Consider the following 24,338-nt stretch of genomic DNA (forward strand, 5'->3'; position numbering starts at 1 on the left):
AAGTGACTGATGAGATTCGTGTGACTTGTGGTGTTTACAGCGTGTGAAGGGGCAGACATGAACCAGCCGGCGGAGCGGATCCCTCGCGGCGTACGACGGACCCGCCGGCTGCGCGCGACCGTGGCTGCGGCGGTGGCCGCCGGGGTCGGACTCGTCGTGGCCCCGGTGCCGAGCCCCGCCACCTCCGCCCCGGCGCCCAGCGCGGTCGCGGCCCGGTCGGAGTGCCCGGCGCAGCGGACCATGCGGATGACCGAGGCGAACATCAAGTCCGGCATGAGCGCGGCGAAGACCAGGCGCGACATCGCGAAGGTCTACGCGGTCAAGCCGGACTTCGTCGCCTTCAACGAGGTGCCCTACCGCTCCGACGACGAGCTGACTCCGGACGCCTACGACATCTGGCGCAGCCCGGGCCGCTACATCGGTGCCAACGCCGTCGCCTGGCACGCCGACCGCTGGACCCCGATCGCGCGCGGCACCATCTATGTCAGCAACGTCCCCGGCAAGGTGGCGGGGCAGACCAGCGAGTGGGGCATCCGCTACGCGAACTGGGCGACGCTGCGGTCGACCGACGGCTGCCAGGTGGTCTCGGTCGTCTCCTACCACGTGGCGCCGCGCAACGAGATCACCAAGAACCTGCTGCTGCCGTCCGTGCGGCGCCTCGGCGCGCTCACGAAGTACCTGGCCACCTCGGGTCCGGTGATCCTCGCCGGCGACATGAACGTGCACTACAACGGGGCCCGGTACCCGCGCGCGGAGCTGACCGCGGGAGGGATGACGCCGACGTTCGACATCACGGGCAAGAAGATGCCGACCCACGACGGCGGCGGGATCATCGACTACATCTTCGTCAACCGCGGAGAGCAGTTCGCCGTCACCAAGCAGGTCACCCACGAGCTGTACTCCGACCACGACCTGCTGATCGCCGACCTCGTCCTCGACCGGACCGTCGACGTGCCGGCGGTCTCGCCGTCGGTGATGCGCGGCCACGTGCTCAACGTGCCGGAGTCGCCGATCCGGCGCGCCCGGATCGAGGTGGTCCGGCAGTACATGCTCGCCATCCGCAACACGCCGCCAGGGGAGAAGGTCCGCTTCGCCACCGACGCGCTCAACGACTCCCGGATCCGCAACGAGCTGGCCGCCGCCTACCGGCGCGGCGCGCACGTCAACTTCGTCACCACCAACCCGCGTCCGACCCGCTACGAGCAGTCGCTGATCGACCTGCTCGGCAGCAGCAAGTCACGGGACTCGTGGGCCGTGGTGCGGCCGCAGGCGAAGTCCGACGAGCTGCGGCTCCCGCCGGCGTTCTTCCTCGCGACGGTCTCGGCCGGGAAGCGCTACGTCCGCATCGACGCCGACGAGCCGGCGAGGCCGGCCCGGATGGGGCTGCGCACCACGCGGGCGCAGATGTACACCCAGCTCAAGGAGTACGACGCCATGCGGCTGAAGTTCCAGCGCCTGGCGCGCTGACCAGGGAGCGGGCCGGGGCCTCGCCGAGCTCGGGTCACCCGTGCTGGGCGAGGCCCTTGCCGCGTGCGGCGTACCCGGGCGTCGGCGTGCCGCGTGACATCGCTCACGCGCACCGTCCGCCCGCCCGAGCGCGGGCGACTGCGAAACCTACTCGCGGGTAGAGTTCTGGCGGTTACGGACCAGCGAAAGGGAACCGATGTCGCGCCTTTGCCAGACCGATGGCCTCACCGAGGACCAGACCGAGATCCTCAAGGCCGTGCGGACCTTCGTGGACGAGCAGATCATCCCGGTGGCCCAGGAGCTCGAGCATGCCGACGAGTACCCGACCGACATCGTCGAGGGGCTCAAGGAGCTCGGCGTCTTCGGGCTGATGATCCCCGAGGAGTACGGCGGTCTCGGCGAGTCGCTGCTGACGTACGCGCTCTGCGTGGAGGAGATCGCCCGCGGCTGGATGAGCGTCTCCGGCGTGATCAACACCCACTTCATCGTGGCGTACATGCTGATGAAGCACGGCACCGAGGAGCAGAAGCAGAAGTACCTGCCGCGGATGGCGACCGGCGAGGTGCGCGGCGCGTTCTCGATGTCCGAGCCGGGCCTCGGCTCCGACGTCTCCGCCGTCTCCACCAAGGCGGTCAGGCAGGACGATGGCTCCTACGCGATCACCGGCCAGAAGATGTGGCTGACCAACGGCGGCTCCTCGAACCTCGTCGCCGTGCTGTGCAAGACCGACGAGGGCGCCGACAGCGTCTACAAGAACATGACCACCTTCCTGGTGGAGAAGGAGGCCGGCTTCGGCGAGGTCGCCCAGGGGATCACCATCCCCGGCAAGATCGCCAAGATGGGCTACAAGGGCGTGGACACCACCGAGATGGTGCTCGACGGCCACCGCGTCTCCGCCGACCAGGTGCTCGGCGGTGAGCCCGGCAACGGGTTCTTCCACATGATGGACGGCGTCGAGGTCGGCCGGGTCAACGTCGCGGCCCGCGCCTGCGGCATCGCCTGGCGCGCCTTCGAGCTCGGCATCGGCTACGCCCAGCAGCGGCAGACCTTCGGCAAGCCGATCGCCGAGCACCAGGCGATCCTGTTCCGGATCGCGGAGATGGCCACCAAGGTCGAGACCGCCCACAACATGATGGTCCGCGCCGCCCGCCTGAAGGACACCGGCCAGCGGATGGACGTCGAGGCCGGCATGGCGAAGATGCTCGCGTCCGAGTACTGCAACGAGGTCGTCGAGGCGTCCTTCCGCATCCACGGCGGGTACGGCTACTCCAAGGAGTACGAGATCGAGCGGCTGTACCGCGAGTCGGCGTTCATGCTCATCGGCGAGGGCACCAGCGACATCCAGAAGATGATCATCGGCCGCGCCCTCCTCAAGGACTACCGCGTCTGATTGACCGAGCGCGTCTTCGGCTCGCTGGCGGGCAGCAAGCTGCCGAGCGGTGCCTCTCGCCGCGCTGCCGGCCTGGTCTACCTGGCCGAGCGCGTCTTCGGCTCGCTGGCGGGCAGCAAGCTGCCGGGCGGTGCCTCTCGCCGCGCTGCCGGCCTGGCTTGACTGCGGACGGCTCCCGCCGGTGACGTGTCAGTAGGGTGCTCGGGTGATCGCGACCGTCAGCACCGTCAAGGACACGCTCGCCAACGTCCAGCGGTTCGTCAGGGGCAATCTCGCCGGCGGGGTCGACCACATGGTGGTGTTTCTCGACGCGCCCGACCCGGAGGTCGAGGCGTGGCTCGGCGGGCAGGAGCACGTGACGCACGTGATGGCCGACGACGCCTGGTGGGGTGGCCGGCGACCCGCCGAGCTCAACAACCGCCAGCGGATGCACGCCAACATCGCGAAGGCGCTGTTCACGGTGGTTCCCGGCGTGGACTGGATCTTCCACGTCGACGCCGACGAGATCTGCCAGATCGACCGCGAGGCGATCGCCGCGGTGCCGCGCGGCCGCGACGCCGTACGGCTCAAGCCGCTGGAGGCCGTCAGCCGCAAGCACTGGGACCACAGCCCCACCTGGTTCAAGCAGCTGCTCGACGAGCAGGAGCTGGTCCTGCTCGAGGTGCTGGGCGTGATCGAGAAGCCCTCCAACGGCCACCTCTTCCACGGGCACGTCGAGGGCAAGGCGGGGGTCCGGCCCTCCCTGGACCGCTGGCTGACCATCCACCGGATCGTCGACGAGAAGCGCGAGCCGGTGGCCCACCACGAGGCCGACGGACTGTCCGTCCTGCACTACGAGTCCTACTCGGGCGAGGACTTCGTCCGGAAGTGGAGCTCCATCCTCTCGGCCGGCCCCGACGTGAGCCTGCGCCCGGTCCGCCAGCGCACCGCCCAGGCCGTGCGCGCGCTGATCGGCAAGCCGTTGACCGAGGAGCTGCGGGAGCGCTACCTGATGCGGATCTTCGAGGCGACGACCGAGGACCGGTTCGACACGCTCCGCGAGCTGGGCCTGCTCGTCGAGGCGCACCCCGACCAGGGCACGCACCGGCCGCGGGCGCTCGCGCCTGACGCGCGCGACCGGCTCGAGGAGCTGCTCGGCGGGCTGGCCGGCCAGCCGAAGGGCGCCTTCAAGGTGTGCGGTCCCGCGGCCGAGGTGCAGGACGTGCTCTCACGCCTCGGAGCCGGTGGCCGGTCCCGCCTCCCGTGGCGGCAGAATCGTCGTCCATGACGACTGCGCAGCAGCCTGGGAGCGAGACCGACGGCGGCACGGCCGCTTCGAAGACGTGGGCGGGCAACTTCTTCGAGGACTTCACCGTGGGTCAGGTGATCGAGCACGCGACGCCGCGCACGGTGACCGAGGGCGACCGCGCGGTGTACGGGTCGCTGTACCCGACCCGGTTCGCGATCCCGTCCTCGTCGCAGTTCGCCGCGGAGGTGGGGCTCACGCCGCACCCGGTCGAGGAGCTGGTCGCCTTCCACATCGCCTTCGGCAAGACCGTGCCCGACGTCTCGCTCAACGCCGTCGCCAACCTCGGGTACGCCGAGTGCCGCTTCCACCAGCCGGTGACGCCCGGTGACACGCTGACCACGCGGTCGGAGGTGATCGGCCTCAAGCAGAACTCCAACGGCAGGACCGGCGTCGTCTACGTCCGCTCCTCGGCCAGCAACCAGCGCGGCGAGGTCGCCGTCGACTGGGCGCGATGGGTGATGGTGCACAAGCGCGACACCGACGCGCCGGCCCCGGAGCCCGTCGTGCCCGACCTGGCGCCGTACGTCGCGCCGGGCGACCTGGTCGTGCCGGCCGGCCTCGACTTCACCCGCTACGAGGTCGGCGCCGCGGGCGAGCCGCACCGGTTCGACGACTACGAGGTCGGCGAGCGGATCGACCACGTCGACGGGGTGACGCTCACCGAGTCCGAGCACCAGCAGGCCACCCGGCTGTGGCAGAACACCGCGAAGGTGCACTTCAACGCCGAGGTCAGGCCCGACGGGCGCAACCTCGTCTACGGCGGCCACATCATCTCCATGGCCCGCGCGCTCTCCTTCAACGGACTGGCGAACGCGCAGCTCATCGCCGCCATCAACGGCGGCACGCATGCCGCCCCCGCCTTCGCCGGCGACACCGTCTATGCGTGGAGCGAGGTCCTCGACAAGGCCGAGACGTCCGTGCCGAGCGTCGGCGCGCTGCGGTTGCGGCTGGTGGCGACGAAGGGGCGGGACGAGTCGATGACCCTCCGGGGCGACGACGGCAAGTACGCCGACGGCGTGCTGCTCGACCTCGACCTGTGGGCGCTGATCCCGCGCTGAGCCCGGCGACGGGTCGTCCTATCAGCCGGTGACCCGGACCCTGCTGATCGTGTAGGTCACCTCGTCGTCCACCGCGTCGGCGAGGTGGTCGAGCTCGACGACCGACGGATGGTCCTGGCCCTCCGGCCAGGTGACGTCCACTCGGTCGACCTCGGGGTCGTTGGCCTGGGCGATGATCTCGTTGATCGTCAGCCGGGCGAACTCGGGCGCCTCGTCGCCCTTCTCGACGCCGCGACCGCCCAGGCTCCGGGCCGCGACCACATCGCCGTCGCGGACCCGGACCCGCACCGGGCCGGCCTGGGGGCAGTAGCAGAGCACCTCGAGGCGGTAGACGTAGTCGTCGGGCTCGAACTCCGGGTAGTCACCCGGCCCTGTGCTCCCAGTGCCGCTCCCCTCGGTCGGGCCGTCGCCGGGCGACTCGGCGACCCGGTCCCCGCCGTCGCGCGCCCGCTGGTCGTCCTCGCCGGCACAGCCGGCCAGGACGCCGACCGCGGCGCTCGCCAGGAGGCCGGCCGCGGCTCGGCGCAGTCGCGGCCGTGGGCGGTGGCCGCCGGGTGGTGTGCGCATGGGACCCATGATGCCTGGGACGCCTCAGGGTCCCTCGCGGTTCCCGCCCGGCCCGTCCGGACGGGGCGAGATTCGAGCCGGGGAAAAAATGGAACATGTTCCAGTTCCGGCCGTGACTCGGGTCACATCCGGTCGTTGCCTCCTCAGAGGCCCGGCGGCGGGTCTCCCTGTGCTCCCTGGAGAGGCCCGGATGAACGTGAAGCAGGCGCGCCGGACGATCGGCGTGGTGGCGGCGGTCCTGGCGCTGACCGCATGTGGGTCGCGGCTCGACCCGGAGACGGTCGCCGACGTCAACGGTGTCGCCGGCGGCGGTCAGGGGGGTGTCACCGGCGATCCCCTCGCTGCCGACGGCGCCGGAGCCGACGGCGGCGCCGGTGGCTCGGCCGACGGTGGTGGGGCGGCCGGCGGTGACAGCGCCGGCGGCGCCGGCAGTGGTGACAGTGCCGGCGGCAGCGGCGGTGGCGGAGGCGCCGGTGGTCCGACGTCGGGCAGCGGGTCGGCCACCGGCGGGGTCAAGGCGGGCTCGTGCGCCGGGTTCAAGAACCAGACCGGGATCACCGACAAGACGATCACCCTCGCCAACATCGCCGACATCTCCGGCCCGGTGCCCGGGATCTTCGAGGCGGCGCAGCAGGCCACCCGCGCCTACGTGGAGTACTTCAACTCCCAGGGCGACATCTGCGGTCGCAAGCTGTCCGTGGTCAACCTCGACAGTCGCGCCGATGCGGGCGCCGACCAGTCCGCGACGGTCAAGGCCTGCCAGCAGGCCTTCGCCGGCGTCGGGTCGATGGGCGCCTTCGACTCCGGCGGCGCCGGCCCCGCGGAGAGCTGCGGGCTCCCGGACATCCGCGCGGCGATGACCACCCCGGAGCGCGCCGACTGCGGCACCTGCTTCGGGGTCTACTCGGTGCGCCCCAACCTGATCGCCGACTCCGGGCCGAAGTGGCTGAAGTCCAAGTTCCCCAGCGCCACCAAGAACGTCGGCCTGCTCTACATCAACGGCGGGGCCGCCACCATCAACGCCAAGAGCCAGGCGGCCGCCTGGGCGAAGATGGGGTGGGGGATGAAGTACGTCCAGGGCATCGACGTGGCCGAGTTCAACTTCGCGCCGTACGTCCAGCAGCTCAAGGACAAGGGCATCAAGATGGTCGTCTACCTCGGGCCCTACCAGAACACGGTGAAGCTCCAGCAGGCGATGCAGCAGCAGGGGTACAAGCCGGAGGTCTTCATGCAGGACCCCACCATCTACGACCAGCGCTACGTGCAGCAGGCCGGAAGCCTCGCCGAGGGGTCCTACGTCTACTCGACGATCGATCTCTTCGAGAACAAGGCCAACAAGGAGATGCAGCTCTACCTGTCGTGGCTGCAGCAGGTGAAGCCGGGCGCCATCCCGAACTTCTACGGGCTGTTCGCCTGGTCGGCTGCCCGGCTGTTCGTCGAGAAGGCCGTCCAGCTCGGCGGCAAGCTCGACCGCAAGGCGCTCGTGGCCGAGCTGCGCAAGGTCAACAACTGGACCGGCAACGGCGTGCACGCGGCGATGCGCGTGGGCACGGCCGAGACTCCGCCGTGCCAGAAGATCATCCAGTACAAGGGCGGCAAGTGGCAGCAGGTGTCGCCGGGCAGCTGGATGTGCGGCGGCGTCGTCAACTCAGGTGTCGGCGGCTGAGGCGTGACCCCAGTCACATGCCGTCGTTCACTCTGATAGAGGTCTCGTTGAGACCTGCTCGTGACCTGCTTTCCTTGGAGAGGTGACATGTCGGTGCAACGTGTCCGTCGCGTGCTAGGCGCCTCCGTGGTCGTGCTCGCCCTCACCGCCTGCGGCTCGCAGCTGAGCCCCGAGGAGGTCGTCGGTGCCTCGGGCACGACCGGCGCCAACGGCGAGATCGGCGTGCCCGGCGACCCGGCCGCCGGTGACGTGGGCGGCGGCGACGCCGCCGCCGACGGAGGCTCCGGGGACGCCGCCGACGGGGGAGTGGCCGGGTCGGGTGACGGCGGTTCCGCGGGCGGCGGCTCGGCCGGCTCAGGCGGCGGGTCGTCGAGCGGCAAGGGCTCGGCCACGGGCGGTGTGAAGGCCGGGTCGTGCGCCGGGTTCAAGAACCAGAAGGGCATCACCGACAAGGCCATCACGATCGCCAACGTGTCGGACATCTCCGGTCCGGTGCCGGGAATCTTCGAGTCGGCCCAGCAGGCGACCCGGGCCTACGTGGAGTACTTCAACTCCCAGAGCGACGTCTGCGGGCGCAAGCTCGCGCTGGTCAACCTGGACAGCCGCGCGGACGCCGGCGCGGACCAGCAGGCCTACGTGAAGGCCTGCGACCAGGCGTTCGCCGCGGTGGGCTCCATGTCCGCCTTCGACTCCGGCGGCGCCGGCACCGCCGACGGCTGCGGGCTGCCCGACATCCGGTCGACGATCGTGAACCCCGAGCGGCAGGCCTGCAAGTCCTGCTTCGGCGCCTACGCCATCCAGACCAACCTGATCTCTGACCCCGCGGCGAAGTGGCTGGCGCAGAAGTTCCCGTCCGCGGTGAAGAATGCCGCCTTCCTCTACATCAACGCCGGTGCGGCGCCGGTGAACGCCAAGAGCCTGGCCGCCGGCTACGAGAAGGCCGCCGGCTGGAAGGCCAAGTACGTCCAGGGCATCGACGTCGCGGAGTTCAACTTCGCGCCCTACGTCCAGCAGATGAAGGAGAAGGGCATCCGGGGCGTCATCTACTACGGCCCCTACCAGAACACCGTGAAGCTGCAGCAGGCTATGCAGCAGCAGGGTTTCAAGCCCGACTTCTACATGCAGGACCCGACGATCTACGACAGGCGGTACGTCGACCAGGCCGGCGGGGTGGGCGAGGGCTCCTACGTCTTCTCGCCCAACGACCTGTTCGAGAACAAGGGGAACTCCGAGATCCAGCTCTACCTGTCGTGGCTGCAGCAGGTGAAGCCCGGTGCCATCCCCAACTACTACGGCCTGTTCGCCTGGTCGGCGGCTCGGCTCTTCGTCGAGAAGGCGATCGCGCTCGGCGGCAAGCTGACCAGGGGCACCATGGTCGACGCGCTGAACAAGACGACGAGCTGGAACGGCAACGGCGCGCACACCGCGATGAACATCGCCACCGGTGCGACCCCGCCTTGCCTGAAGATGCTCCAGCTCAAGAGCGGTCGGTGGCAGCAGGTGTCGCCCGGCAACTACATGTGCGGCCGCGTCGTCAACTCAGGTGTCGGAGGCTGATCCATGAGCTCGCTGTTCGCGTTCACGCTACTGGGGATCTTCACCGGAGCCGCCTACGCCATCATGGCCAGCGGCCTGGTGCTGACCTACACCACGACCCGGGTGTTCAACATCGCGCACGGCGCGTTCGGGATGGTGCTGGCCTTCACGTTCTGGGACTTCACCCAGCGGCAGGGGCTGCCGACCCTGCTCTCGCTGTTCCTGGTGCTCGGGGTGGTCGCCCCGGCGATCGGCTGGTTCATCCAGCGGTTCGTCACGCGCGGGCTCGGCGAGGGCCCGGTTTCGGTGGCGCTGGTCGTCACCGTGGGCCTCCTGGTCGGGCTGATCGGCCTGGCCCAGCAGATCTGGCCGCCGGAGCCGCGGATCCTGCTGCCGTTCCACGCTGAGACCGGCTGGCAGCTCGGCGACACCTACATCACCGCCCACCAGGTGATCACGATCCTCTGCTCGATCGTGGTCGCCGGCGGTCTCTACCTGCTGTTGAACCGGACCCGGATCGGCACGGCGATGCGCGCCTCCGTCGACAATCCGGAGCTCCTCAAGCTGTTCGGCGGCAGGCCCGACACGGTCGCCGCGCTCTCCTGGGCGGTCGGCATCTCGCTCGCCGCGCTCGGCGGCATCCTGCTGACCCCCGTCGTCGGGCTTGACTACTACGCCCTCACGCTGCTGGTCATCAACGCCTATGCGGCCGCGATGCTCGGCCGGCTCAAGAGCCTGCCGCTGACCTTCGCCGGCGCGATGGTGCTCGGGATCCTGGAGTCGTGGGCGGTCGGCTACCTGCCGACCGAGGGATTCTGGTCGACCGTCCGCCCGGCGATCCCCGCGCTGTTCCTGTTCGCGATCGTCGTGGCGATGCCGCAGGCGCAGCTGCGGATCGGGCAGGTCAAGGGCATCGTCGCCGCGCCGGTGCCCACGATCCGCAAGTCGCTGGGCTGGGGCGGTGGGCTGCTGCTGGTCGCGATGCTGGTGCTCAATCTCGTGGCGCCCAACCAGGTGCTGCTGATCGGCACCGCGGCGACGTACGCCATGGTGATGCTCTCGCTGGTGCTGCTGACCGGGTACGGCGGACACGTCTCGCTGGCCCAGTTCACCTTCGCCGGCGTCGGCGCGCTCGCCTACGCCAAGCTGGGCGAGCCCAACCTGGTCGGGCTGCTGATCGCCGCTCTGATCGCGGCCGGGGTGGGCGCGCTGGTCGCCCTGCCGGTGCTGCGGCTCACCGGGCTCTACCTGGCACTGTCGACGATGGCGTTCGCGGTGCTCATGGACAAGGTGATCTTCCAGGCCGACTTCGCCTTCAAGTTCAACGGCACGCTGCAGACCGAGCGGCTGTCCATCCTCGGCTTCCAGATCGCCAGCGACACCTCCTACGTCTGGTTCATGGTGCTGGCGTTCGTGCTGCTGGCGCTGTTCGTGCTGTTCCTGCGCCGCGGCGCCCTGGGGCGGATGCTGATCGCGATGCGCGACAGCCCGTCGGCCTGCGGGACCCTCGGCCTCGACATGCGGTGGTTCCGGGTCGGCCTGTTCGCGCTGTCGGCCGGGATCGCCGGGCTGGCGGGCGGGCTCTTCGCCGGCCTGCGCGGAACCGTCGGCGCCGCGGACTTCCTCTACTTCCAGTCGCTGCTGGTGCTGCTCCTGGCCGTGGTGTTCGGCGTCACCTCGGTGACCGGCGCACTGCTGGGCGGCACCGCCCTGATGCTGCTGCCGGAGTGGCAGGCGTCGCAGCCCGAGCTGGCAGGGCTGCTCTTCGCGATCCTCGGCTTCGGCGCCGTGCTGCTGGGCCGCGACCCCAACGGCATCGCCAACCACACCTTCCGCGTGGGCCGGTGGGGCTGGGCGGGCGTCGCTCCCCGGCTGGAGGAGCGGCTCCAGCCGCTGCTGCCGCGCGGCGGCAAGCACAAGGGGGAGCCCGAGGCGGGCGAGGAGTACGACGAGAGCCGGCTGGTGCCGGTCACCGCTGCGGCCCCTGGCGACCCCTCCGACATGGAGACCACGATGGTGATCCCGAAGGGAGTGGGCTGATGGCACTGCTCGAGGTCGACGAGGTGGTGGTGAGGTTCGGCGGGGTGACCGCGGTCAACGAGGCGAGCTTCACCGCCGACCGGGGCGTGATCACCGGGCTGATCGGGCCGAACGGAGCGGGCAAGACGACCTGCTTCAACGTGATAACCGGGCTGCAGAAGCCCACCCGCGGCAAGGTCCGCTTCCGGGACAAGAACATCAACCACTGGCCGGTGCACAAGCGTGCGAAGCACGGCATCGGGCGCACGTTCCAGCGGCTGGAGGCCTTCGGCTCGTTGTCGGTGCGCGACAACGTGCGCGTGGCACACGACATCCACGGTGGCGTGCTGTCGTGGCTGCGGCCCTCGGCGGCCAACGTCGACGCGCTGCTCGACCGGGTGGGGATCGCCGACTACGCGGCCGAGCGTGCCGACTCGATTCCGACCGGCACCGCCCGCCTGCTGGAGCTGGCGCGCTGTCTTGCCTCGGATCCCAAGCTGCTGCTGCTGGACGAGCCGTCGTCGGGCCTCGACGAGTCGGAGACCGACGCGTTCGGCGACCTGCTCAAGGAGCTCGCGGCCGAGGGCTGCGCGATCCTGATGGTCGAGCACGACATGGACCTGGTGATGAGTGTCTGCGACGAGATCCACGTGCTCGACTTCGGGCAGATCATCGCCTCGGGCACACCGGCCCGGATCCGTGCGGACGAGAGGGTCCAGCAGGCCTATCTCGGCTACTCCGACACCGACGACGCCGGCCCGGGGCCTGACGCCGACCTGGCCGACACGACGGTGATCCCGCCGGTCACCGAGAGGGTGCTGTCATGAGCGTGCCGATCCTGGAGGTCGTCGACCTGCACGCCGCCTACGGGCGGATCGAGGTGCTCCGCGGCGTCGACCTGTCCGTGCCGAAGGGCGCGGTGATGGCGCTGCTCGGCCCCAACGGGGCCGGCAAGTCCACCCTGGTCAAGGTGATCTCGGGCCAGAAGGAGCCGACGTCGGGGGACATCCATCTCGCCGGCGTCGCGGTGCGCAAGGCGCGGTCCGACGAGCTCGCCAGGGTGGGGCTGTGCACCGTGCCGGAGGGCCGCTCGGTCTTCCCGAACCTCACGGTGGAGGAGAACCTCACCCTGATGTCGTACGCCGGGGTGCCCACCGGTGCGATCCTCGACACCGCCTACGGCTACTTCCCGCGCCTGCACGAGCGGCGCCACCAGCTGGCGGGCACCATGTCCGGCGGCGAGCAGCAGATGCTCGCCATGTCGCGGGCGTTGTCGTCCGACCCGGCTCTGCTGCTGCTCGACGAGCTGTCGATGGGCCTGGCCCCGCTGATCGTCGACGAGCTCTACGACACCGTGGCCCGGATCGCGGAGTCCGGCGTCTCCATCCTCTGCATCGAGCAGTTCGCCCGCACCGCGCTGCGGGTGGCCGACTACGCCGCCGTCATGTCCGGCGGCCGGGTCGTGGCCACCGGCGAGCCCGGAGAGATCCTCGACACCATGGCCGACGTCATCCTCGGAGGTGCCGCATGAGCGACCGAACCAACCCGTTGCGCCGGGTGCGCCTGGCCTACCGCACCAAGGTCCTGCTGGCCGCCGGCGTCGTGGCCAGCATGGTGCCGGTCGCCGGTGGCCCGGCGGGCGCCGTACCCGCTGAGGGGGCGCCGGCGCGGGCCGCGGCGGCGTACGGCGGCTACACCGCCACCGCGTGGGCGACGCCGATCCGGGTGGAGGTCTACGAGCCGAGCCTGCCGATCCCGGCGACGCCGCAGGTGGAGTTCGAGATGGGCTACAGCAAGGTGAAGGCCGACTCCGGGTCCTCCACCGGCCGCGCGAGCTACTTCTGGCCCGGCGACCCGGTCGGGGAGGGGCTGCGCACCTTCGCCGAGCAGCTCGGCCTGCCGGCCGACAACCCGCTGACCGGCAACGGCTACCCGGTCCAGGTCAACTCGCAGTACCCCGGGGAGCCGCCGTCGCAGCGGGACGAGCCGTTCCCGGGCATGGTGATGCGCACCACCTCCGGGGACAAGACGGCCGTGGCCGAGAACGGCTTCTCGCCCGACGGCGTCGTGCTCGGGCCCGAGGCGAGCGAGCCGCCGAAGGGCGGTGACCCCAGCGGCAACCCCCTCGCAGGGCTGCAGGATCAGCTCGGCAACCTGCTGGGTGGGGGCCTTGCAGGCACCTCGACCAAGAAGACGGCCATGGTGCCGGGCGCGCCGTCGGTGCCGGGCCTGCCGCCCGAGCTCGGCCTCCTCGTCGACATGGACGGCTACGTCTCGGTGAGCCGGATGGACGCCACCAAGGACCCGATCGCGACCGCCTCCCGCGCCTCGCTGGGCGAGATCCGGCTGCTGGGCGGGCTGCTGACGCTGGGTGGCCTGGAGACGGTCGCGAGGGCGACCACCGACGGCGCCAAGGGCGCCGCCAGCGGCAAGGCGGCCTGGGGCAGGATGGCCATCGCCGGCCAGGAGTTCGAGATGGGTCCCGACGGCATCAAGGCCGCAGGCAAGACCACGCCCATCCCGTTCCTCAAGGATGCGCCGGCCGCCGCCCTGGAGCAGCTCGGCATCACGATCGAGGTGCCGAAGCCGACGCGCAAGGTCGAGGGTGACCTCGCGACCAGCGTGCACGAGGGCCTGCGGGTGACCCTGGACACCAAGGTCCTGGCGCCGGTGCTGAAGGCGATCCCCTCCTCGGCCCTCGGTGAGCTGATCCCCGCGGAGGCCGGCCCGCTCAAGGGCATCGTCTCCGGGCTGTCGGGGCTCGCGCCGAAGATCGTGCTGACCCTCGGCGTCGCCAGCGCGACCGTCGACACGGTTCCGCCGATCGAGGTCGGCGCGCCGCCCGCGCCGGGCGTCACCGACGCGGAGGCGCCGCCGCCCGCCTCCGGCGGCAACGCCGGCGGCGGTGGATCCGCCGGTGCACCGCCCGCTGCCGGTGACAGCGCGCCGACGGCCCCCGCCGGTGCCGCCGACGCCAAGAGCGGGGAGGTGGATGCCCTCGTGGACGCCGCCCCCGCCAGCGCCGGCCTGCCCGCGCTGTTCTCCATCCCCGGGATGCTCCTGATCGCCGCCTTCGCCGCAGCCGCCGTGGCCGGCAGCTGGTTCCGGCGCATCGGGGCCGCCGCGCTCGGCGGCGGCGGTGCCTGTCCGCACGGCCTCGACAGCGGCCTCCCCGACCTCCGAAAGGCATGACCATGACCGACAACGCCATTCCCGCGTCCGGGAGCCGACTCGGCATCGGCGCTCCCATGCCGCGCGCCGGCAGCTCCAGCGGCATCGCCCCCATCAAGGACAACCACTACGCACTGCTGCAGGTGATCCTCTTCTGGGCGGGCGCGATCATGCTGCCGCTCGGCCTCGTGGTGATCATCCTCGGCTGGTACGGCGCCGCGAACACGCCCTACCAGTACGACCAGCTCTCCTACCTGGTCTCCGGGGGTCTCCTCGGCCTCGGCCTGACCTTCATCGGCGGGTTCCTCTACTTCGGTGCCTGGCTCGCCCGGATCGCCGCGGACGGCCGGGAGTCCTCCAAGCGGCTCGCCGACACCCTCCTCGTCCTCGCCGACGTCACCAGCCGCGCCGCCGCGACCGACGACCACGGCGTCGACGTCGGCGCCATCCCGGTCACCGCCGGGACCGGCACCACGATGCACCGCCGCGACTGCTCGCTCATCGCCCACCGCGCGGACCTCACCCCCGTCGGGGAGAACAACGCGCACCTCACCATCTGCCGGGTCTGCCGTCCCGACGTGCGGGGATAGCGTATGACCGTGGTGTTGAGCGCGAAGGGGACCCGGCTCAACCGACGCGGCCTCGAGACGAGGCGCCAGCTGCTGCGCGAGGCGCTGTTCTGCCTCGCCGAGAACGGCCCCGAGGCGGCGAGCGCCAACGCCGTCGTCAAGCGGGCCGGCGTCACCTGGGGCACCATCCAGCACCAGTTCGGGGACGTCGACGGCCTCTGGGCCGCCGTGCTCGAGTACGTCGCCGAGCACCGCGGCCCGGTCTTCGCCGAGATCCCCGCGCAGCCGGGCCTCGGCGACCGGGTCGAGGCCGTCGTGGAGATGCTGTGGGCGGCGCTCGAGATGCCAGGGTCGGTGGCCATCTACAACCTGCGCGACTCGCTGCCCCGGCAGCGCGAGCACCTCGAGGCGTCGTTCCCGCGCACCGCCCAGGCGATCGCGCGCTGGGACGCCGAGTGGACGGCGATCTGCGAGCGCTCCTTCGGCGGGCTCGACGTCGACCACGACAAGCTCATGCGAGTGCGGAACCTGCTCCCCGGTGCGATCAGGGGCGTGTTCAACGAGCGCAACTTCAGCAGCTACGTCGACGCCGACGAGGCCCGGCGCGGGCTGACCGAGGCGATCACCGCCTATCTCCGGAGCTGACGTGGCCGACGCCCCGCCCGGTGGCCGTGATCGGCTCCCCACCGGCCGCGCCGCGGTCCTCGCGCGCCATGGCACCACGGAGTGGAGTGCTGCCGGCAGGCACACCTCGCGCACCGACCTGCCGCTGCTCCCCGACGGCGAGCGGGCCGCGCGGGAGCTCGCCGGAAGACTGGCGGGCACCACGTTCGCGGAGGTGCTGACGAGCCCGCTGCAGCGCGCGCGTCGTACGGCCGAGCTGGCGGGGTTCCCCGACGCCGAGGTGTGTGCCGACCTGACGGAGTGGGGCTACGGCGAGGTGGAGGGCCGGACCACGGCCGAGGTCCGCCGGGAGGTCCCGGGGTGGAGCGTGTGGACGCACGGTTGTCCGGGCGGCGAGAGCGCCGCCGAGGTCGCGGTCCGCTGCGACCGGGTCGTCGACCGCGTCCGGGCGGCCGCGGGCCCGGTGCTGCTCTTCGCGCACGGCCACCTGCTGCGAGCGCTCGCTGCGCGGTGGCTGGGCCTGTCCGTCGCCGAGGGGCGGCTGTTCCGGCTCGACACCGCGACCGTCTCCGAGCTCGGCTACGAGCGCGAGACCCCGGTCCTGCTCCGCTGGAACGCCTGATCGCACGCCGTCCTCGTGCCGTGGCCGCGGCGGTGCTTGACGTCGGGCGCGCCGCACAGCAACGTGACGGGCATGCCCTCGGACCCGTCGGACGTTCCCGGGCGCCCCTCGCTGCGTGTGGGGTGTCCGCGCTGCCCGGCGCCGGTCGCGGAGATCGACGGCCACTGGTCGTGCCCCGACCACGGCGTCGTCGTGCCGCTGTGGCATCCCGCCACCGCGTCGTACGACGACTTCGCGGGACACCTGCGCCGCGCGGGTGGGTTCCCCACCTACCTGCCGTGGCCGCTCGGACCGGGCTGGAGCGTCACCGACTTCGCTGCCGTCGCGCCTCGGCGCGGCCGGGCCCGGGCGACGATGACCTGCGTGTCGGGCACCAGCCAGCTCGACGGACCGGTCGACGTGATGGTGATCAGCGAGGAGCCGGGCACCGGCTTCGGGGCCCGGGTCGCCGGCCTCACCGGTGCCTACGGCGCCGAACGGCTCGACCCCGGTGCCGAGGTCGGCGACGGGCCGCCGACGGTGCGTGTCCGCGTCGGCAGCCACCCGGTCGGGCTGTGGCCGGTCTCGGTGAGCAGCGCGGCGGGGGAGTGGGACAGGTCCGTGGTCGCCGGTGAGGCGGAGGGGCGTTGGCTGTGGATCGTGCTCCGCCCCGCGTCGGCGATCCTGCTCCTGCGTGACGACTGGATCCTGCGCGACGTCTCGGCCACCGGTCCCCAGCTGGTGGCGCTGCCGTTCGGGGGCCCGGCGCCGTCCTGGTGACGGCGGCCGCGGGCTCGCGCGGGCTCGGTCTGACGCGCCGTGACGCGGCCCACCGCGTCGTCGGCTCGTTGTCAGACAATCCCCGCCACTAGCCTGCTCGGGTGCGGATCGACCTCCATACCCACTCCAGCGTCAGCGACGGCACCGAGCCGCCCGCCGACCTGGTGCGCGCCGCGGCCGCGGCCGGGCTCGACGTCGTCGCGCTGACCGACCACGACACCACCGCCGGCTGGGACGACGCCGCTGCGGCAGCGGCCCAGGTCGGTGTCGGGCTGGTGCGCGGCATCGAGATCAGCACGCGTCACCGCGGCTCGGGGGTGCACCTGCTGGCCTACCTGCCGGACGCCCGTGACCCGGTGCTGGGGGCCGAGCTCGAGCGGATCGTCGCCGGGCGCGAGCAGCGCGTGCCGGCGATGCTGGCACGGCTGCGCGCGCTCGGGATCCCGGTGTCCGAGGAGACGCTGGCCGAGGTGAGCGAGGGCAACCAGGTGACCGGCCGTCCGCATGTCGCCGACATGCTGGTGCGACTGGGTGCGGTGCGCGACCGCGACGAGGCCTTCGCCCGGCTGCTCTCCCAGGGACAGCCGGCCTACGTCGACCGCTACGCCCCGGAGCTGGTCGACATGATCGGGGTCGTCACCGCCGCGAGAGGGGTCGCCGTGGTGGCGCACCCGTGGGGACGCGGGTCGCACGACCTGCTCGACGAGCCCGAGCTCGCCGTACTGGCGGAGGCAGGGCTCGCCGGCATCGAGGTCGACCACCTCGACCACGACCAGTCGCAGCGAGCCCGGCTGCGGGACATCGCGGGTCGGCTCGGGCTCGTCGTCACCGGTGCCAGCGACCACCACGGCACGGGGAAGGTCGGTCACGCGCTGGGGTGCGAGACCACCGCGCCCGAGCAGCTCGACCGGATCCTGGCACGGGCCGCCGAGCTCGGCTCGCCCACCGCCCTGGTCGGGAGGGACCGCTGATGCTGGAGTACGTCCTGCTCGTCGAGGTCTTCGTGACCCTCTTCGTGATCATGGACCCGGTCGGCACGGTGCCGATCTTCCTGTCGCTGACGGCGGGGCGGAGCGCGGCGACCGCCCGGCGGCTGGCCTGGCAGGCCGTCGCCGTGTCGTTCCTGGTGATCACGTTGTTCGCGTTCTTCGGGCAGCAGATCCTGAACTACCTGCACATCTCGCTGCCGGCCCTGCAGTGCGCGGGCGGCCTCCTCCTGCTGCTGGTCGCGCTGGAGCTGCTGACCGGCAAGGAGGAGGAGCTGACCGCGAGCAACGACGCCAACGTGGCGCTCGTCCCCCTCGGCACCCCGCTGCTCGCCGGGCCGGGCGCGATCGTCGCGACCATGCTGTTCGTGCAGGGCATCGACAGCTGGGGCAGCGGCCTCGCCGTCGCGCTCGGCGTGGTCGGCGTCCACCTCACCCTGTGGCTGGCGATGCGCTACTCGCTGCCCATCCTCCGGGTCATCCGCGAGGGCGGGGTCCTCCTCGTCACCCGCATCGCCGGCCTCCTCCTCTCCGCCATCGCCGTCCAGCTCGTCGCCGACGCCGTCCGCGCCTTCATCGCCGGCGAGGGCTGACCACCTCCCCCCACCCTCACTCCCACGAGGTGGCGAGATACGGCGCGCGAGGTGGGAGGTTATGGCGCGCGAGGCGGGAGGTTGTGGCGCGCGAGGTGGGCGGTTATGGCGCGCGAGGTGGTGAGGTCTTGCCTGCCGAGGGGTCTGGCGGCTGGGGAAGCGGTCCGTCGCCGCAGGGAGTACGGCTCCGTGGCACGAGACGTGGCACGCCGTACGCCCGAAGCTGCCACTTCGCACGCCGGAGCCTGCCACCTCGTTGCGCAAGACGTGCCACTTCGTGCGCCGAAAGCTGCCACCTCGTGGTGCGGAACCTGCCACCTCGTGGTGCGGAACGTGCCACTTCGCGCGCCGAATCCTGCCACTTCGCGCGCCGAAACCTCCCACTTCGCGCGCCGAAACCTGCCTCCTCGTGCGCTACTTGCGGCCGAGGCCCTGGAGGCGGTGGAGGGCGCCGCGGGGGACCAGGCGGCTGGCGGTGACGATCGCCTTGTAGCGCTTGGACGGGATGGAGAGGGCGCGGCCGCGGTCGTAGTCGGCCAGGGCGTCGCGGACCAGCCGGTCGGGCTCCAGCCAGAGCACGCGCGGAGCGGAGGCGTCGCGGTCGACCCCGAGCCGCTCGTGGAACTCGGTGCGCACGAAGCCCGGGCACAGCGCCATCACGGTCACGCCGCTCGCGGCGTACTCGTCGTGCGCCCAGGCGCTGAACGAGTTCACCCACGCCTTCGCGGCGCTGTAGGTGCCGCGGGGGAGGAACGCCGCCACGCTGGAGACGTTGATGATCCCGCCCCGCCCGCGCGCCACCATCGGCCCGAGCGCGGCGTGGGAGAGGCGGAGCACGGCGCGGACCAGAACGTCCTGCTGGGCCTGCTCCACGTCCACCGGGTTGTCGAGGAACCGCTCCTTCAGGCCGAAGCCGGCGTTGTTGACGAGCAGGTCGACGGGCCGGTGCTTCTCGGCCAGCCGCGCCTCCACGGCGGCGAGCTGGTCGGGGACGGTGAGGTCGGCGGTCAGCACCTCCACGTCGACGGAGTACGACGACCGCAGCTCCTTCGCAACGCCCTCCAGTCGCGCGGTGTCGCGGGCGACGAGGACGAGGTCGTGGCCGCGTCCGGCGAGCTGGCGGGCGAACTCGAGACCGATCCCGGCGGTGGCGCCGGTGACCAGGGCGCGGGGCGATGTGGTGGACATGCGCCCAGTCAATCAGGGGATGCCGCCCGCGCCGGCGGTCATCCGGCATGATGTGCCGTGATGAACAGCGAGCAGGCGCAGCAGACGATCCTGGCGGTCGCCAACCAGAAGGGTGGCGTTGCCAAGACGACGAGCGTCGCCTCCGTCGGCGCCGCGCTGGCCGAGCGCGGCCAGTCCGTGCTGCTCGTGGACCTCGACCCGCAGGCCTGCCTGACCTTCTCGCTCGGCATCGACCCCGAGGACCTCGAGCTCTCGGTGCACCACGTGCTCACCAAGGGCGTCGACGTCGGCGAGGTGATCATGGAGACCCACGACGGCGTCGACCTGCTGCCCGCGACGATCGAGCTGGCCCGCGCCGAGGCCGACCTGTTGACCCGCACCGGTCGCGAGCACGTGCTCCGCGGCGTGGTGGAGGACCTGCGTGCCTCCGGCCGCCACTACGACTGGGTGCTCCTCGACTGCCCACCGTCGCTCGGCGTGCTCACCGTCGCCGCCCTGACCGCGGCCACCGGCGTGCTCATCCCGCTGCAGTGCGAGACGCTCTCCCACCGCGGCGTCGGTCAGCTGCTCGACACGGTCCACGACGTACGCCGGTTCACCAACCGCGACCTCGAAGTGTGGGGCGTGCTGCCGACGCTGTACGACGGCCGCACCAACCACGCGCGGGCCGTGCTCGACACCATCTCCGAGACCTACGAGCTCGACGTGGTGGAGCCGCCGATCCCCAAGACCATCAAGTTCGCCGAGGCGCCGGCCGCGGGCCGCTCGATCCTCGCGACCAGCCGGAGCAGCAAGGGCGCCCAGGCCTACCGCGAGGTGGCCGGCACCCTGATCGCACGGGCGGCACGCTGACCCGTGAAGCACGCACGCGAGCCCGCGGGGCGCCACCGGGCGGAGGTCCGGCCCCGGTACGGCCGCGTGAGCGCGCTCGGTGCCGCGCTCGCGGTCACCCTGGTCGCGGTGGCCGGTGGCTTCGGCCTGCTGCCGAGCGGCGGTGAGCCGACGGCCGCGTCGTCCGTCACGAGCGCCGACCGCAGCACCGCCGGGAGCACCACACGACCCGCCGACACGACCGACGAGCCTGCCGCCGACTCGGCCAGCTCGGCGCCGGCCGGCAGGCGGAGCAAGGCCGCCGCGGCGACCGGCCCCGAGGGCGCAGGCGACCCCGACGACACCTCGCTGCCGCCGCGGTCGGGCTCCGGACGCCGGGTCGTCTTCAGCGAGAGCCGCCAGCGGGTGTGGCTGGTCGATGCCGCCGGCAAGGTCCTCCGCAGCCACCTCGCCTCCGGCAGCGTCTACGACAACCTCGACCCCGGCAGCTACGAGGTCTTCTCGCGCAGCCGGCACGCGGTCGGCATCGACGACTCCGGCACCATGGAGTACTTCGTGCGGTTCACCCACGGCGACGCCGGTGCCGCGATCGGCTTCCACACCATTCCCGTGCACGAGGGCCGGCCGGTCCAGAGGGTCGCCCAGCTCGGCACGCCCCTGTCGCACGGGTGCATCCGCCAGAAGCGCGACGACGCGATCGCCCTGTGGGAGTTCGCGCCGGTCGGCACCACCGTCGTCGTCACCGCCTGACCGATCCGCGCAGCGGCTGTGAGACTCGCCACGGGAGGCGCCGTACTGGCGGAAATCGGTCGCGAGCACCCACCGGGGATGGGATCGTTGCCGCTCGTGATCATGCGATGAGCTGGCTGGACCGCTTCCGCGCCCTGCGCATGGACCTGACGCCGTGGCGCGCGTCGCGGGACTACCGCCTGCTGCTGGTCGCCGGCACGGTCTTCTACCTCGGCGCGATGGTCAGCTACGTCGCCATCCCCTTCCAGGTCTACACGCTGACCGGCTCGAACTTCGCCGTGGGCGCCATCGGCCTCGTGGAGCTGGTGCCGCTGCTCGTCTTCGGCCTGTACGGCGGCGCGCTGGCCGACCACGTCGACCGGCGTCGCCTGATGGTGGGCGCCGGTGTGGCCCAGGCCGTGCTGACCGCCGTGCTGGCGGTCAACGCCTTCCGCGACGAGCCGAGCCTCGTCGTCATCTTCGTGGTCGCGGCGCTCCTCGCGAGCGCCTCGTCGCTCCAGCGCCCGTCGCGCGAGGCCCTGCTGCCCCGCACGGTCACCCACGACCAGCTGCCGGCCGCCAACGCCCTGGCGAGCTTCGGCATCCAGCTCGGGGTGCTCGTCGGGCCGGCGATCGGCGGGCTCCTGGTCGCCTACGTCGGGATCGGCTGGTGCTTCGTCGTGGACGTGGTCGGCCTGTGCGTCGCGTCGGTGCTGTACCTGCTGATGCGGCCCTACCCGCACCGGGCCGAGACCACCCCGCCGAGCCTGGCCGGCATCGTGGAGGGCGTCCGCTACGCCGTCGGCAGGCGCGACCTGCTCGGCACCTACTTCGTCGACATCGCCGCGATGCTGCTGGCGCTGCCGGTCGTCCTGTTCCCGGCCCTGGTGGAGGAGGTGTTCGAGCGGCCCGAGCTGCTCGGCCTGCTCTACTCGGCCGAGACGGCCGGTGCGCTGGTCGCCACGCTGCTGTCGGGGTGGACCGGTCGGGTGCACCACCACGGCCGGGCGATCGTGCTCGCCGCGGCCGGGTACGGAGGGTTCGTCGCCCTGGCCGGCCTGATGCCCTCCATCTGGCTGGTCGCCGCCTTCCTCGCGCTCGCCGGTGCCTGCGACATGATCTCCGGCGTCTTCCGCGGCACGATCTGGGGCCAGACCATCCCCGAGTCGATGCGCGGCCGGCTCGCCGGCATCGAGATGCTGTCGTACTCGGTGGGACCGCTCGGCGGACAGGTCCGCGCCGGCATCACCGCCGACCTGTGGTCGGTGCGGGGCGCGATCACCAGTGGTGGCGTCGGGGCGGTCGTCGGCGTCGCGGCAGCGGCCGCCTGGCTGCGGGGCTTCTGGTCGTACGACGCCCGCACCGACGAGCACGCGATGGCCGAGCGGGCCGCGCGCGCGGCGGCCGGCGAGCAGTGACGGCGGAGCGCGGACCCCACCTCGTCGAAGCGCTCGGCAGGGCCTAGCTGCACCTGGACGCAGCTCGACCCCCGGACGGCGAGATCCGGGGGCCGAGGGAACGAAGAGGCCGGCGGCCTCAGACGGTCTGCGACTCCGTGGCGCCGTCGTTGGACCCGCCCGCGGAGGCCTGGGACTGGCCCGCGCCACTCTCGGCGCCGCCCCCACCGCCGGAGCGGCGGCGACGACGTCGGCGGTTGCGGCTGGCGCCGGCCGGGCGCTCGGAGCCCTCGGGCGTCGTACCCTCCGAGGCGTCGGCCACGGCCGACGGGGATGCGGACGCGCCCGAGGAGGACCCCTCCACGGGACGGCCGCCGCGGGTGCGGGTGCGGGTCCGCTCGCGGTTGCGGTCGCCGCCCTCGCGGCGCCCGCCCTCGCGACGTCCACCGTCGCGACGGTCGCGGCCGTCCCGGTCGGCGCGGGGCGCCGGGGGAGCGGGCGGGACGATCCGGCCCTTGGTGCCCGGCGGGATGCCCTGGTCGTGGAACAGGTGCTCGGAGGTGGAGTAGGTCTCGACCGGCTCGTCGAACGGCAGGTCGAGGGCCTTGTTGATCATCTTCCAGCGGTGCACGTCGGTGGCGTCGACCAGCGTGATCGCGATGCCCGTGGCACCGGCGCGGCCGGTGCGGCCGATGCGGTGCACGTAGGTCTTGTCGTCCTCGGGGCAGGTGTAGTTGATGACGTGGGAGACCCCGGCGACGTCGATGCCGCGGGCGGCGACGTCGGTGGCGACCAGCACCTGGATCTTGTCGTCGCGGAACTTGGTCAGCGCCTTCTCGCGCGCCACCTGGGCCATGTCGCCGTGGAGCGGGCTCGCCTTGAAGCCGCGCTCGACGAGGTCGTCGGCCACCCGCTGCGCCTGGCGCTTGGTGCGGGTGAACACGATGACCCGGCCCGCGTCCTCGGCCTGCAGGACGCGGCCGATGATCTCGGGCTTGTCGAGGTCGTGGGCCAGGTAGATGAACTGGGCGGTGGCGGGCACCGTGGCGTTCTCGTACGACGACTCGGCCCGGATGTTCATCGGGTGGCGCATGTGGGTGCGGGCGAGTGCCACGATCGCGGCCGGCATCGTGGCCGAGAACAGCATGGTCTGCCGGGTCTCGGGCGTGTAGCGCAGCAGCTTCTCGACGTCGGGCAGGAAGCCCAGGTCGAGCATCTCGTCGGCCTCGTCGAGCACGAGCGCGTGCACGTGGGAGAGGTCGAGGGCCTTGCGGTTGGCCAGGTCGATCAGCCGGCCGGGCGTGCCGACGACGATGTCGACGCCGGACTCGAGGGCCTCGAGCTGCGGCTCGTAGCCGACGCCGCCGTACACGGTGAGGACGCGGAGGCCGCGGTCGCGGCCGGCGAGCTCGAGGTCACCGGACACCTGGAGAGCCAGCTCGCGGGTCGGCGCGACGATCAGCGCCTGCGGCTTGCCCTCGGGGATCTCGGCGTAGTCGGGGTCCGACGGCGCGATGCTGCGCTGGAGCACCGGGATGCCGAACGCGAGCGTCTTGCCGGTGCCCGTCCGGGCCTGGCCGATCAGGTCGGTGCCCATCAGCGCCACGGAGAGGGTCATCTCCTGGATGGCGAAGGGGGTGGTGATGCCGGCCCGCTCCAGCGAGTCGCAGATCTGGGGGTGCACCCCGAGGTCGCGGAAGGTGGGCGCGGTCGTCTGGTCGTTCTGTTCGGAAGTCAGGATCGTGTCGCTTTCGTGAGTGGAGTCAGCCGGTTTGGCAGGCGCCAGATTCGATGCGGCTGATTCACACTCAGCCGCGCACATGCGGTGGGCCGGGGGCCCGGCGGGCCACCCTTCGGGCAGCGCTCGCTGGGCCTCAT

23 protein-coding genes are annotated in these 24,338 nt (G+C 71.9%); 20 read left to right on the forward strand and 3 right to left on the reverse strand.

Annotated elements, in window-relative coordinates; all coding sequences use genetic code 11:
- The first annotated feature begins 57 nt into the window (after positions 1–57).
- The 5 genes from ACPOLA_RS02910 (at position 58) to ACPOLA_RS02930 (ending at position 5,203) form a co-directional block, all read left to right on the forward strand.
- A complete protein-coding gene (locus ACPOLA_RS02910) occupies positions 58–1,467 on the forward strand; it encodes an endonuclease/exonuclease/phosphatase family protein (RefSeq protein WP_435768885.1) in 1,410 nt (469 codons plus the stop codon).
- A 196-nt stretch (positions 1,468–1,663) separates the two neighbouring features.
- Positions 1,664–2,857 carry an acyl-CoA dehydrogenase family protein gene (locus tag ACPOLA_RS02915; protein WP_435768886.1) on the forward strand — a complete coding sequence of 398 codons (1,194 nt, stop codon included), beginning with the start codon at positions 1,664–1,666 and terminating at the stop codon, positions 2,855–2,857.
- Positions 2,858–3,019, forward strand: coding sequence for a hypothetical protein (locus ACPOLA_RS02920; protein ID WP_435768887.1), 162 nt, complete (start codon positions 2,858–2,860; stop codon positions 3,017–3,019).
- Positions 3,020–3,062: 43 nt separating this feature from the next.
- On the forward strand, positions 3,063–4,124 hold the full coding sequence (locus ACPOLA_RS02925) for a glycosyltransferase family 2 protein (RefSeq protein ID WP_435768888.1): 1,062 nt from the start codon (positions 3,063–3,065) through the stop codon (positions 4,122–4,124).
- A complete protein-coding gene (locus ACPOLA_RS02930; RefSeq protein ID WP_435768889.1) occupies positions 4,121–5,203 on the forward strand; it encodes a MaoC family dehydratase in 1,083 nt (360 codons plus the stop codon). The genes ACPOLA_RS02925 and ACPOLA_RS02930 overlap by 4 nt, the downstream gene beginning before the upstream one ends.
- A 21-nt stretch (positions 5,204–5,224) precedes the next feature.
- Here ACPOLA_RS02930 and ACPOLA_RS02935 read toward each other — a convergent pair whose 3' ends face one another.
- Entirely contained in the window at positions 5,225–5,770 is a 546-nt protein-coding gene (locus ACPOLA_RS02935; protein ID WP_435768890.1) for a DUF6174 domain-containing protein, read from the reverse strand.
- Between the two features lie 190 nt (positions 5,771–5,960).
- Between ACPOLA_RS02935 and ACPOLA_RS02940 the strand changes: the two genes are divergently transcribed.
- The 12 genes from ACPOLA_RS02940 (at position 5,961) to ACPOLA_RS02995 (ending at position 18,315) form a co-directional block, all read left to right on the forward strand.
- Positions 5,961–7,436 carry an ABC transporter substrate-binding protein gene (locus ACPOLA_RS02940; protein ID WP_435768891.1) on the forward strand — a complete coding sequence of 492 codons (1,476 nt, stop codon included), beginning with the start codon at positions 5,961–5,963 and terminating at the stop codon, positions 7,434–7,436.
- A gap of 87 nt (positions 7,437–7,523) precedes the next feature.
- Entirely contained in the window at positions 7,524–8,993 is a 1,470-nt protein-coding gene (locus ACPOLA_RS02945) for an ABC transporter substrate-binding protein (RefSeq protein WP_435768892.1), read from the forward strand.
- A gap of 3 nt (positions 8,994–8,996) precedes the next feature.
- Complete coding sequence (locus ACPOLA_RS02950; protein WP_435768893.1) at positions 8,997–11,012, forward strand: ABC transporter permease; 2,016 nt, start codon at positions 8,997–8,999, stop codon at positions 11,010–11,012.
- Positions 11,012–11,818: an ABC transporter ATP-binding protein gene (locus ACPOLA_RS02955; RefSeq protein ID WP_435768894.1), complete on the forward strand. Its 807-nt coding sequence runs from the start codon at positions 11,012–11,014 to the stop codon at positions 11,816–11,818. Before ACPOLA_RS02950 ends, ACPOLA_RS02955 begins: the two co-directional genes overlap by 1 nt.
- Positions 11,815–12,522 carry an ABC transporter ATP-binding protein gene (locus ACPOLA_RS02960; protein WP_435768895.1) on the forward strand — a complete coding sequence of 236 codons (708 nt, stop codon included), beginning with the start codon at positions 11,815–11,817 and terminating at the stop codon, positions 12,520–12,522. Before ACPOLA_RS02955 ends, ACPOLA_RS02960 begins: the two co-directional genes overlap by 4 nt.
- Positions 12,519–14,183, forward strand: coding sequence for a hypothetical protein (locus ACPOLA_RS02965; RefSeq protein WP_435768896.1), 1,665 nt, complete (start codon positions 12,519–12,521; stop codon positions 14,181–14,183). Before ACPOLA_RS02960 ends, ACPOLA_RS02965 begins: the two co-directional genes overlap by 4 nt.
- A gap of 2 nt (positions 14,184–14,185) precedes the next feature.
- Entirely contained in the window at positions 14,186–14,752 is a 567-nt protein-coding gene (locus tag ACPOLA_RS02970) for a hypothetical protein (protein WP_435768897.1), read from the forward strand.
- 9 nt (positions 14,753–14,761) lie between these two features.
- The gene (locus ACPOLA_RS02975) at positions 14,762–15,376 is read left to right on the forward strand and encodes a TetR/AcrR family transcriptional regulator (protein WP_435768898.1); all 615 of its coding nucleotides are present in this window, start codon (positions 14,762–14,764) and stop codon (positions 15,374–15,376) included.
- Position 15,377: 1 nt separating this feature from the next.
- On the forward strand, positions 15,378–15,977 hold the full coding sequence (locus ACPOLA_RS02980) for a histidine phosphatase family protein (protein WP_435768899.1): 600 nt from the start codon (positions 15,378–15,380) through the stop codon (positions 15,975–15,977).
- 72 nt (positions 15,978–16,049) lie between these two features.
- Complete coding sequence (locus tag ACPOLA_RS02985; RefSeq protein WP_435768900.1) at positions 16,050–16,736, forward strand: DUF6758 family protein; 687 nt, start codon at positions 16,050–16,052, stop codon at positions 16,734–16,736.
- Positions 16,737–16,837: 101 nt separating this feature from the next.
- Positions 16,838–17,707: a PHP domain-containing protein gene (locus tag ACPOLA_RS02990; RefSeq protein ID WP_435768901.1), complete on the forward strand. Its 870-nt coding sequence runs from the start codon at positions 16,838–16,840 to the stop codon at positions 17,705–17,707.
- Positions 17,707–18,315 (forward strand): MarC family protein, encoded by a 609-nt coding sequence (locus tag ACPOLA_RS02995; protein ID WP_435768902.1) that lies wholly within the window; start codon positions 17,707–17,709, stop codon positions 18,313–18,315. Before ACPOLA_RS02990 ends, ACPOLA_RS02995 begins: the two co-directional genes overlap by 1 nt.
- 414 nt (positions 18,316–18,729) lie before the next feature.
- Here ACPOLA_RS02995 and ACPOLA_RS03000 read toward each other — a convergent pair whose 3' ends face one another.
- The gene (locus tag ACPOLA_RS03000) at positions 18,730–19,503 is read right to left on the reverse strand and encodes an SDR family NAD(P)-dependent oxidoreductase (RefSeq protein WP_435768903.1); all 774 of its coding nucleotides are present in this window, start codon (positions 19,501–19,503) and stop codon (positions 18,730–18,732) included.
- Positions 19,504–19,563: 60 nt separating this feature from the next.
- On the opposite strand from ACPOLA_RS03000, the gene ACPOLA_RS03005 reads away from it, so the two are divergent.
- The 3 genes from ACPOLA_RS03005 (at position 19,564) to ACPOLA_RS03015 (ending at position 22,481) form a co-directional block, all read left to right on the forward strand.
- Complete coding sequence (locus ACPOLA_RS03005) at positions 19,564–20,355, forward strand: ParA family protein (RefSeq protein WP_435768904.1); 792 nt, start codon at positions 19,564–19,566, stop codon at positions 20,353–20,355.
- Positions 20,356–20,358: 3 nt separating this feature from the next.
- Complete coding sequence (locus ACPOLA_RS03010) at positions 20,359–21,084, forward strand: L,D-transpeptidase (protein WP_435768905.1); 726 nt, start codon at positions 20,359–20,361, stop codon at positions 21,082–21,084.
- Positions 21,085–21,191: 107 nt separating this feature from the next.
- The gene (locus tag ACPOLA_RS03015; protein WP_435768906.1) at positions 21,192–22,481 is read left to right on the forward strand and encodes an MFS transporter; all 1,290 of its coding nucleotides are present in this window, start codon (positions 21,192–21,194) and stop codon (positions 22,479–22,481) included.
- A 118-nt stretch (positions 22,482–22,599) separates the two neighbouring features.
- Here ACPOLA_RS03015 and ACPOLA_RS03020 read toward each other — a convergent pair whose 3' ends face one another.
- A complete protein-coding gene (locus ACPOLA_RS03020) occupies positions 22,600–24,144 on the reverse strand; it encodes a DEAD/DEAH box helicase (protein ID WP_435768907.1) in 1,545 nt (514 codons plus the stop codon).
- Between the last annotated feature and the right edge of the window lie 194 nt (positions 24,145–24,338).

Origin of the sequence: Nocardioides proteolyticus (assembly GCF_051280635.3) — a bacterium.
Classification (GTDB): Bacteria; Actinomycetota; Actinomycetes; order Propionibacteriales; family Nocardioidaceae; genus Nocardioides.

Coding starts and splice junctions, on each gene's coding strand:
- ACPOLA_RS02910 (WP_435768885.1), top strand. CDS start 58: ATGAACCAGCCGGCGGAGCGGATCCCTCGCGGCGTACGACGGACCCGC.
- ACPOLA_RS02915 (WP_435768886.1), top strand. CDS start 1,664: ATGTCGCGCCTTTGCCAGACCGATGGCCTCACCGAGGACCAGACCGAG.
- ACPOLA_RS02930 (WP_435768889.1), top strand. CDS start 4,121: ATGACGACTGCGCAGCAGCCTGGGAGCGAGACCGACGGCGGCACGGCC.
- ACPOLA_RS02935 (WP_435768890.1), bottom strand. CDS start 5,770: ATGCGCACACCACCCGGCGGCCACCGCCCACGGCCGCGACTGCGCCGA.
- ACPOLA_RS02940 (WP_435768891.1), top strand. CDS start 5,961: ATGAACGTGAAGCAGGCGCGCCGGACGATCGGCGTGGTGGCGGCGGTC.
- ACPOLA_RS02945 (WP_435768892.1), top strand. CDS start 7,524: ATGTCGGTGCAACGTGTCCGTCGCGTGCTAGGCGCCTCCGTGGTCGTG.
- ACPOLA_RS02950 (WP_435768893.1), top strand. CDS start 8,997: ATGAGCTCGCTGTTCGCGTTCACGCTACTGGGGATCTTCACCGGAGCC.
- ACPOLA_RS02955 (WP_435768894.1), top strand. CDS start 11,012: ATGGCACTGCTCGAGGTCGACGAGGTGGTGGTGAGGTTCGGCGGGGTG.
- ACPOLA_RS02960 (WP_435768895.1), top strand. CDS start 11,815: ATGAGCGTGCCGATCCTGGAGGTCGTCGACCTGCACGCCGCCTACGGG.
- ACPOLA_RS02965 (WP_435768896.1), top strand. CDS start 12,519: ATGAGCGACCGAACCAACCCGTTGCGCCGGGTGCGCCTGGCCTACCGC.
- ACPOLA_RS02970 (WP_435768897.1), top strand. CDS start 14,186: ATGACCGACAACGCCATTCCCGCGTCCGGGAGCCGACTCGGCATCGGC.
- ACPOLA_RS02985 (WP_435768900.1), top strand. CDS start 16,050: ATGCCCTCGGACCCGTCGGACGTTCCCGGGCGCCCCTCGCTGCGTGTG.
- ACPOLA_RS02995 (WP_435768902.1), top strand. CDS start 17,707: ATGCTGGAGTACGTCCTGCTCGTCGAGGTCTTCGTGACCCTCTTCGTG.
- ACPOLA_RS03000 (WP_435768903.1), bottom strand. CDS start 19,503: ATGTCCACCACATCGCCCCGCGCCCTGGTCACCGGCGCCACCGCCGGG.
- ACPOLA_RS03005 (WP_435768904.1), top strand. CDS start 19,564: ATGAACAGCGAGCAGGCGCAGCAGACGATCCTGGCGGTCGCCAACCAG.
- ACPOLA_RS03015 (WP_435768906.1), top strand. CDS start 21,192: ATGAGCTGGCTGGACCGCTTCCGCGCCCTGCGCATGGACCTGACGCCG.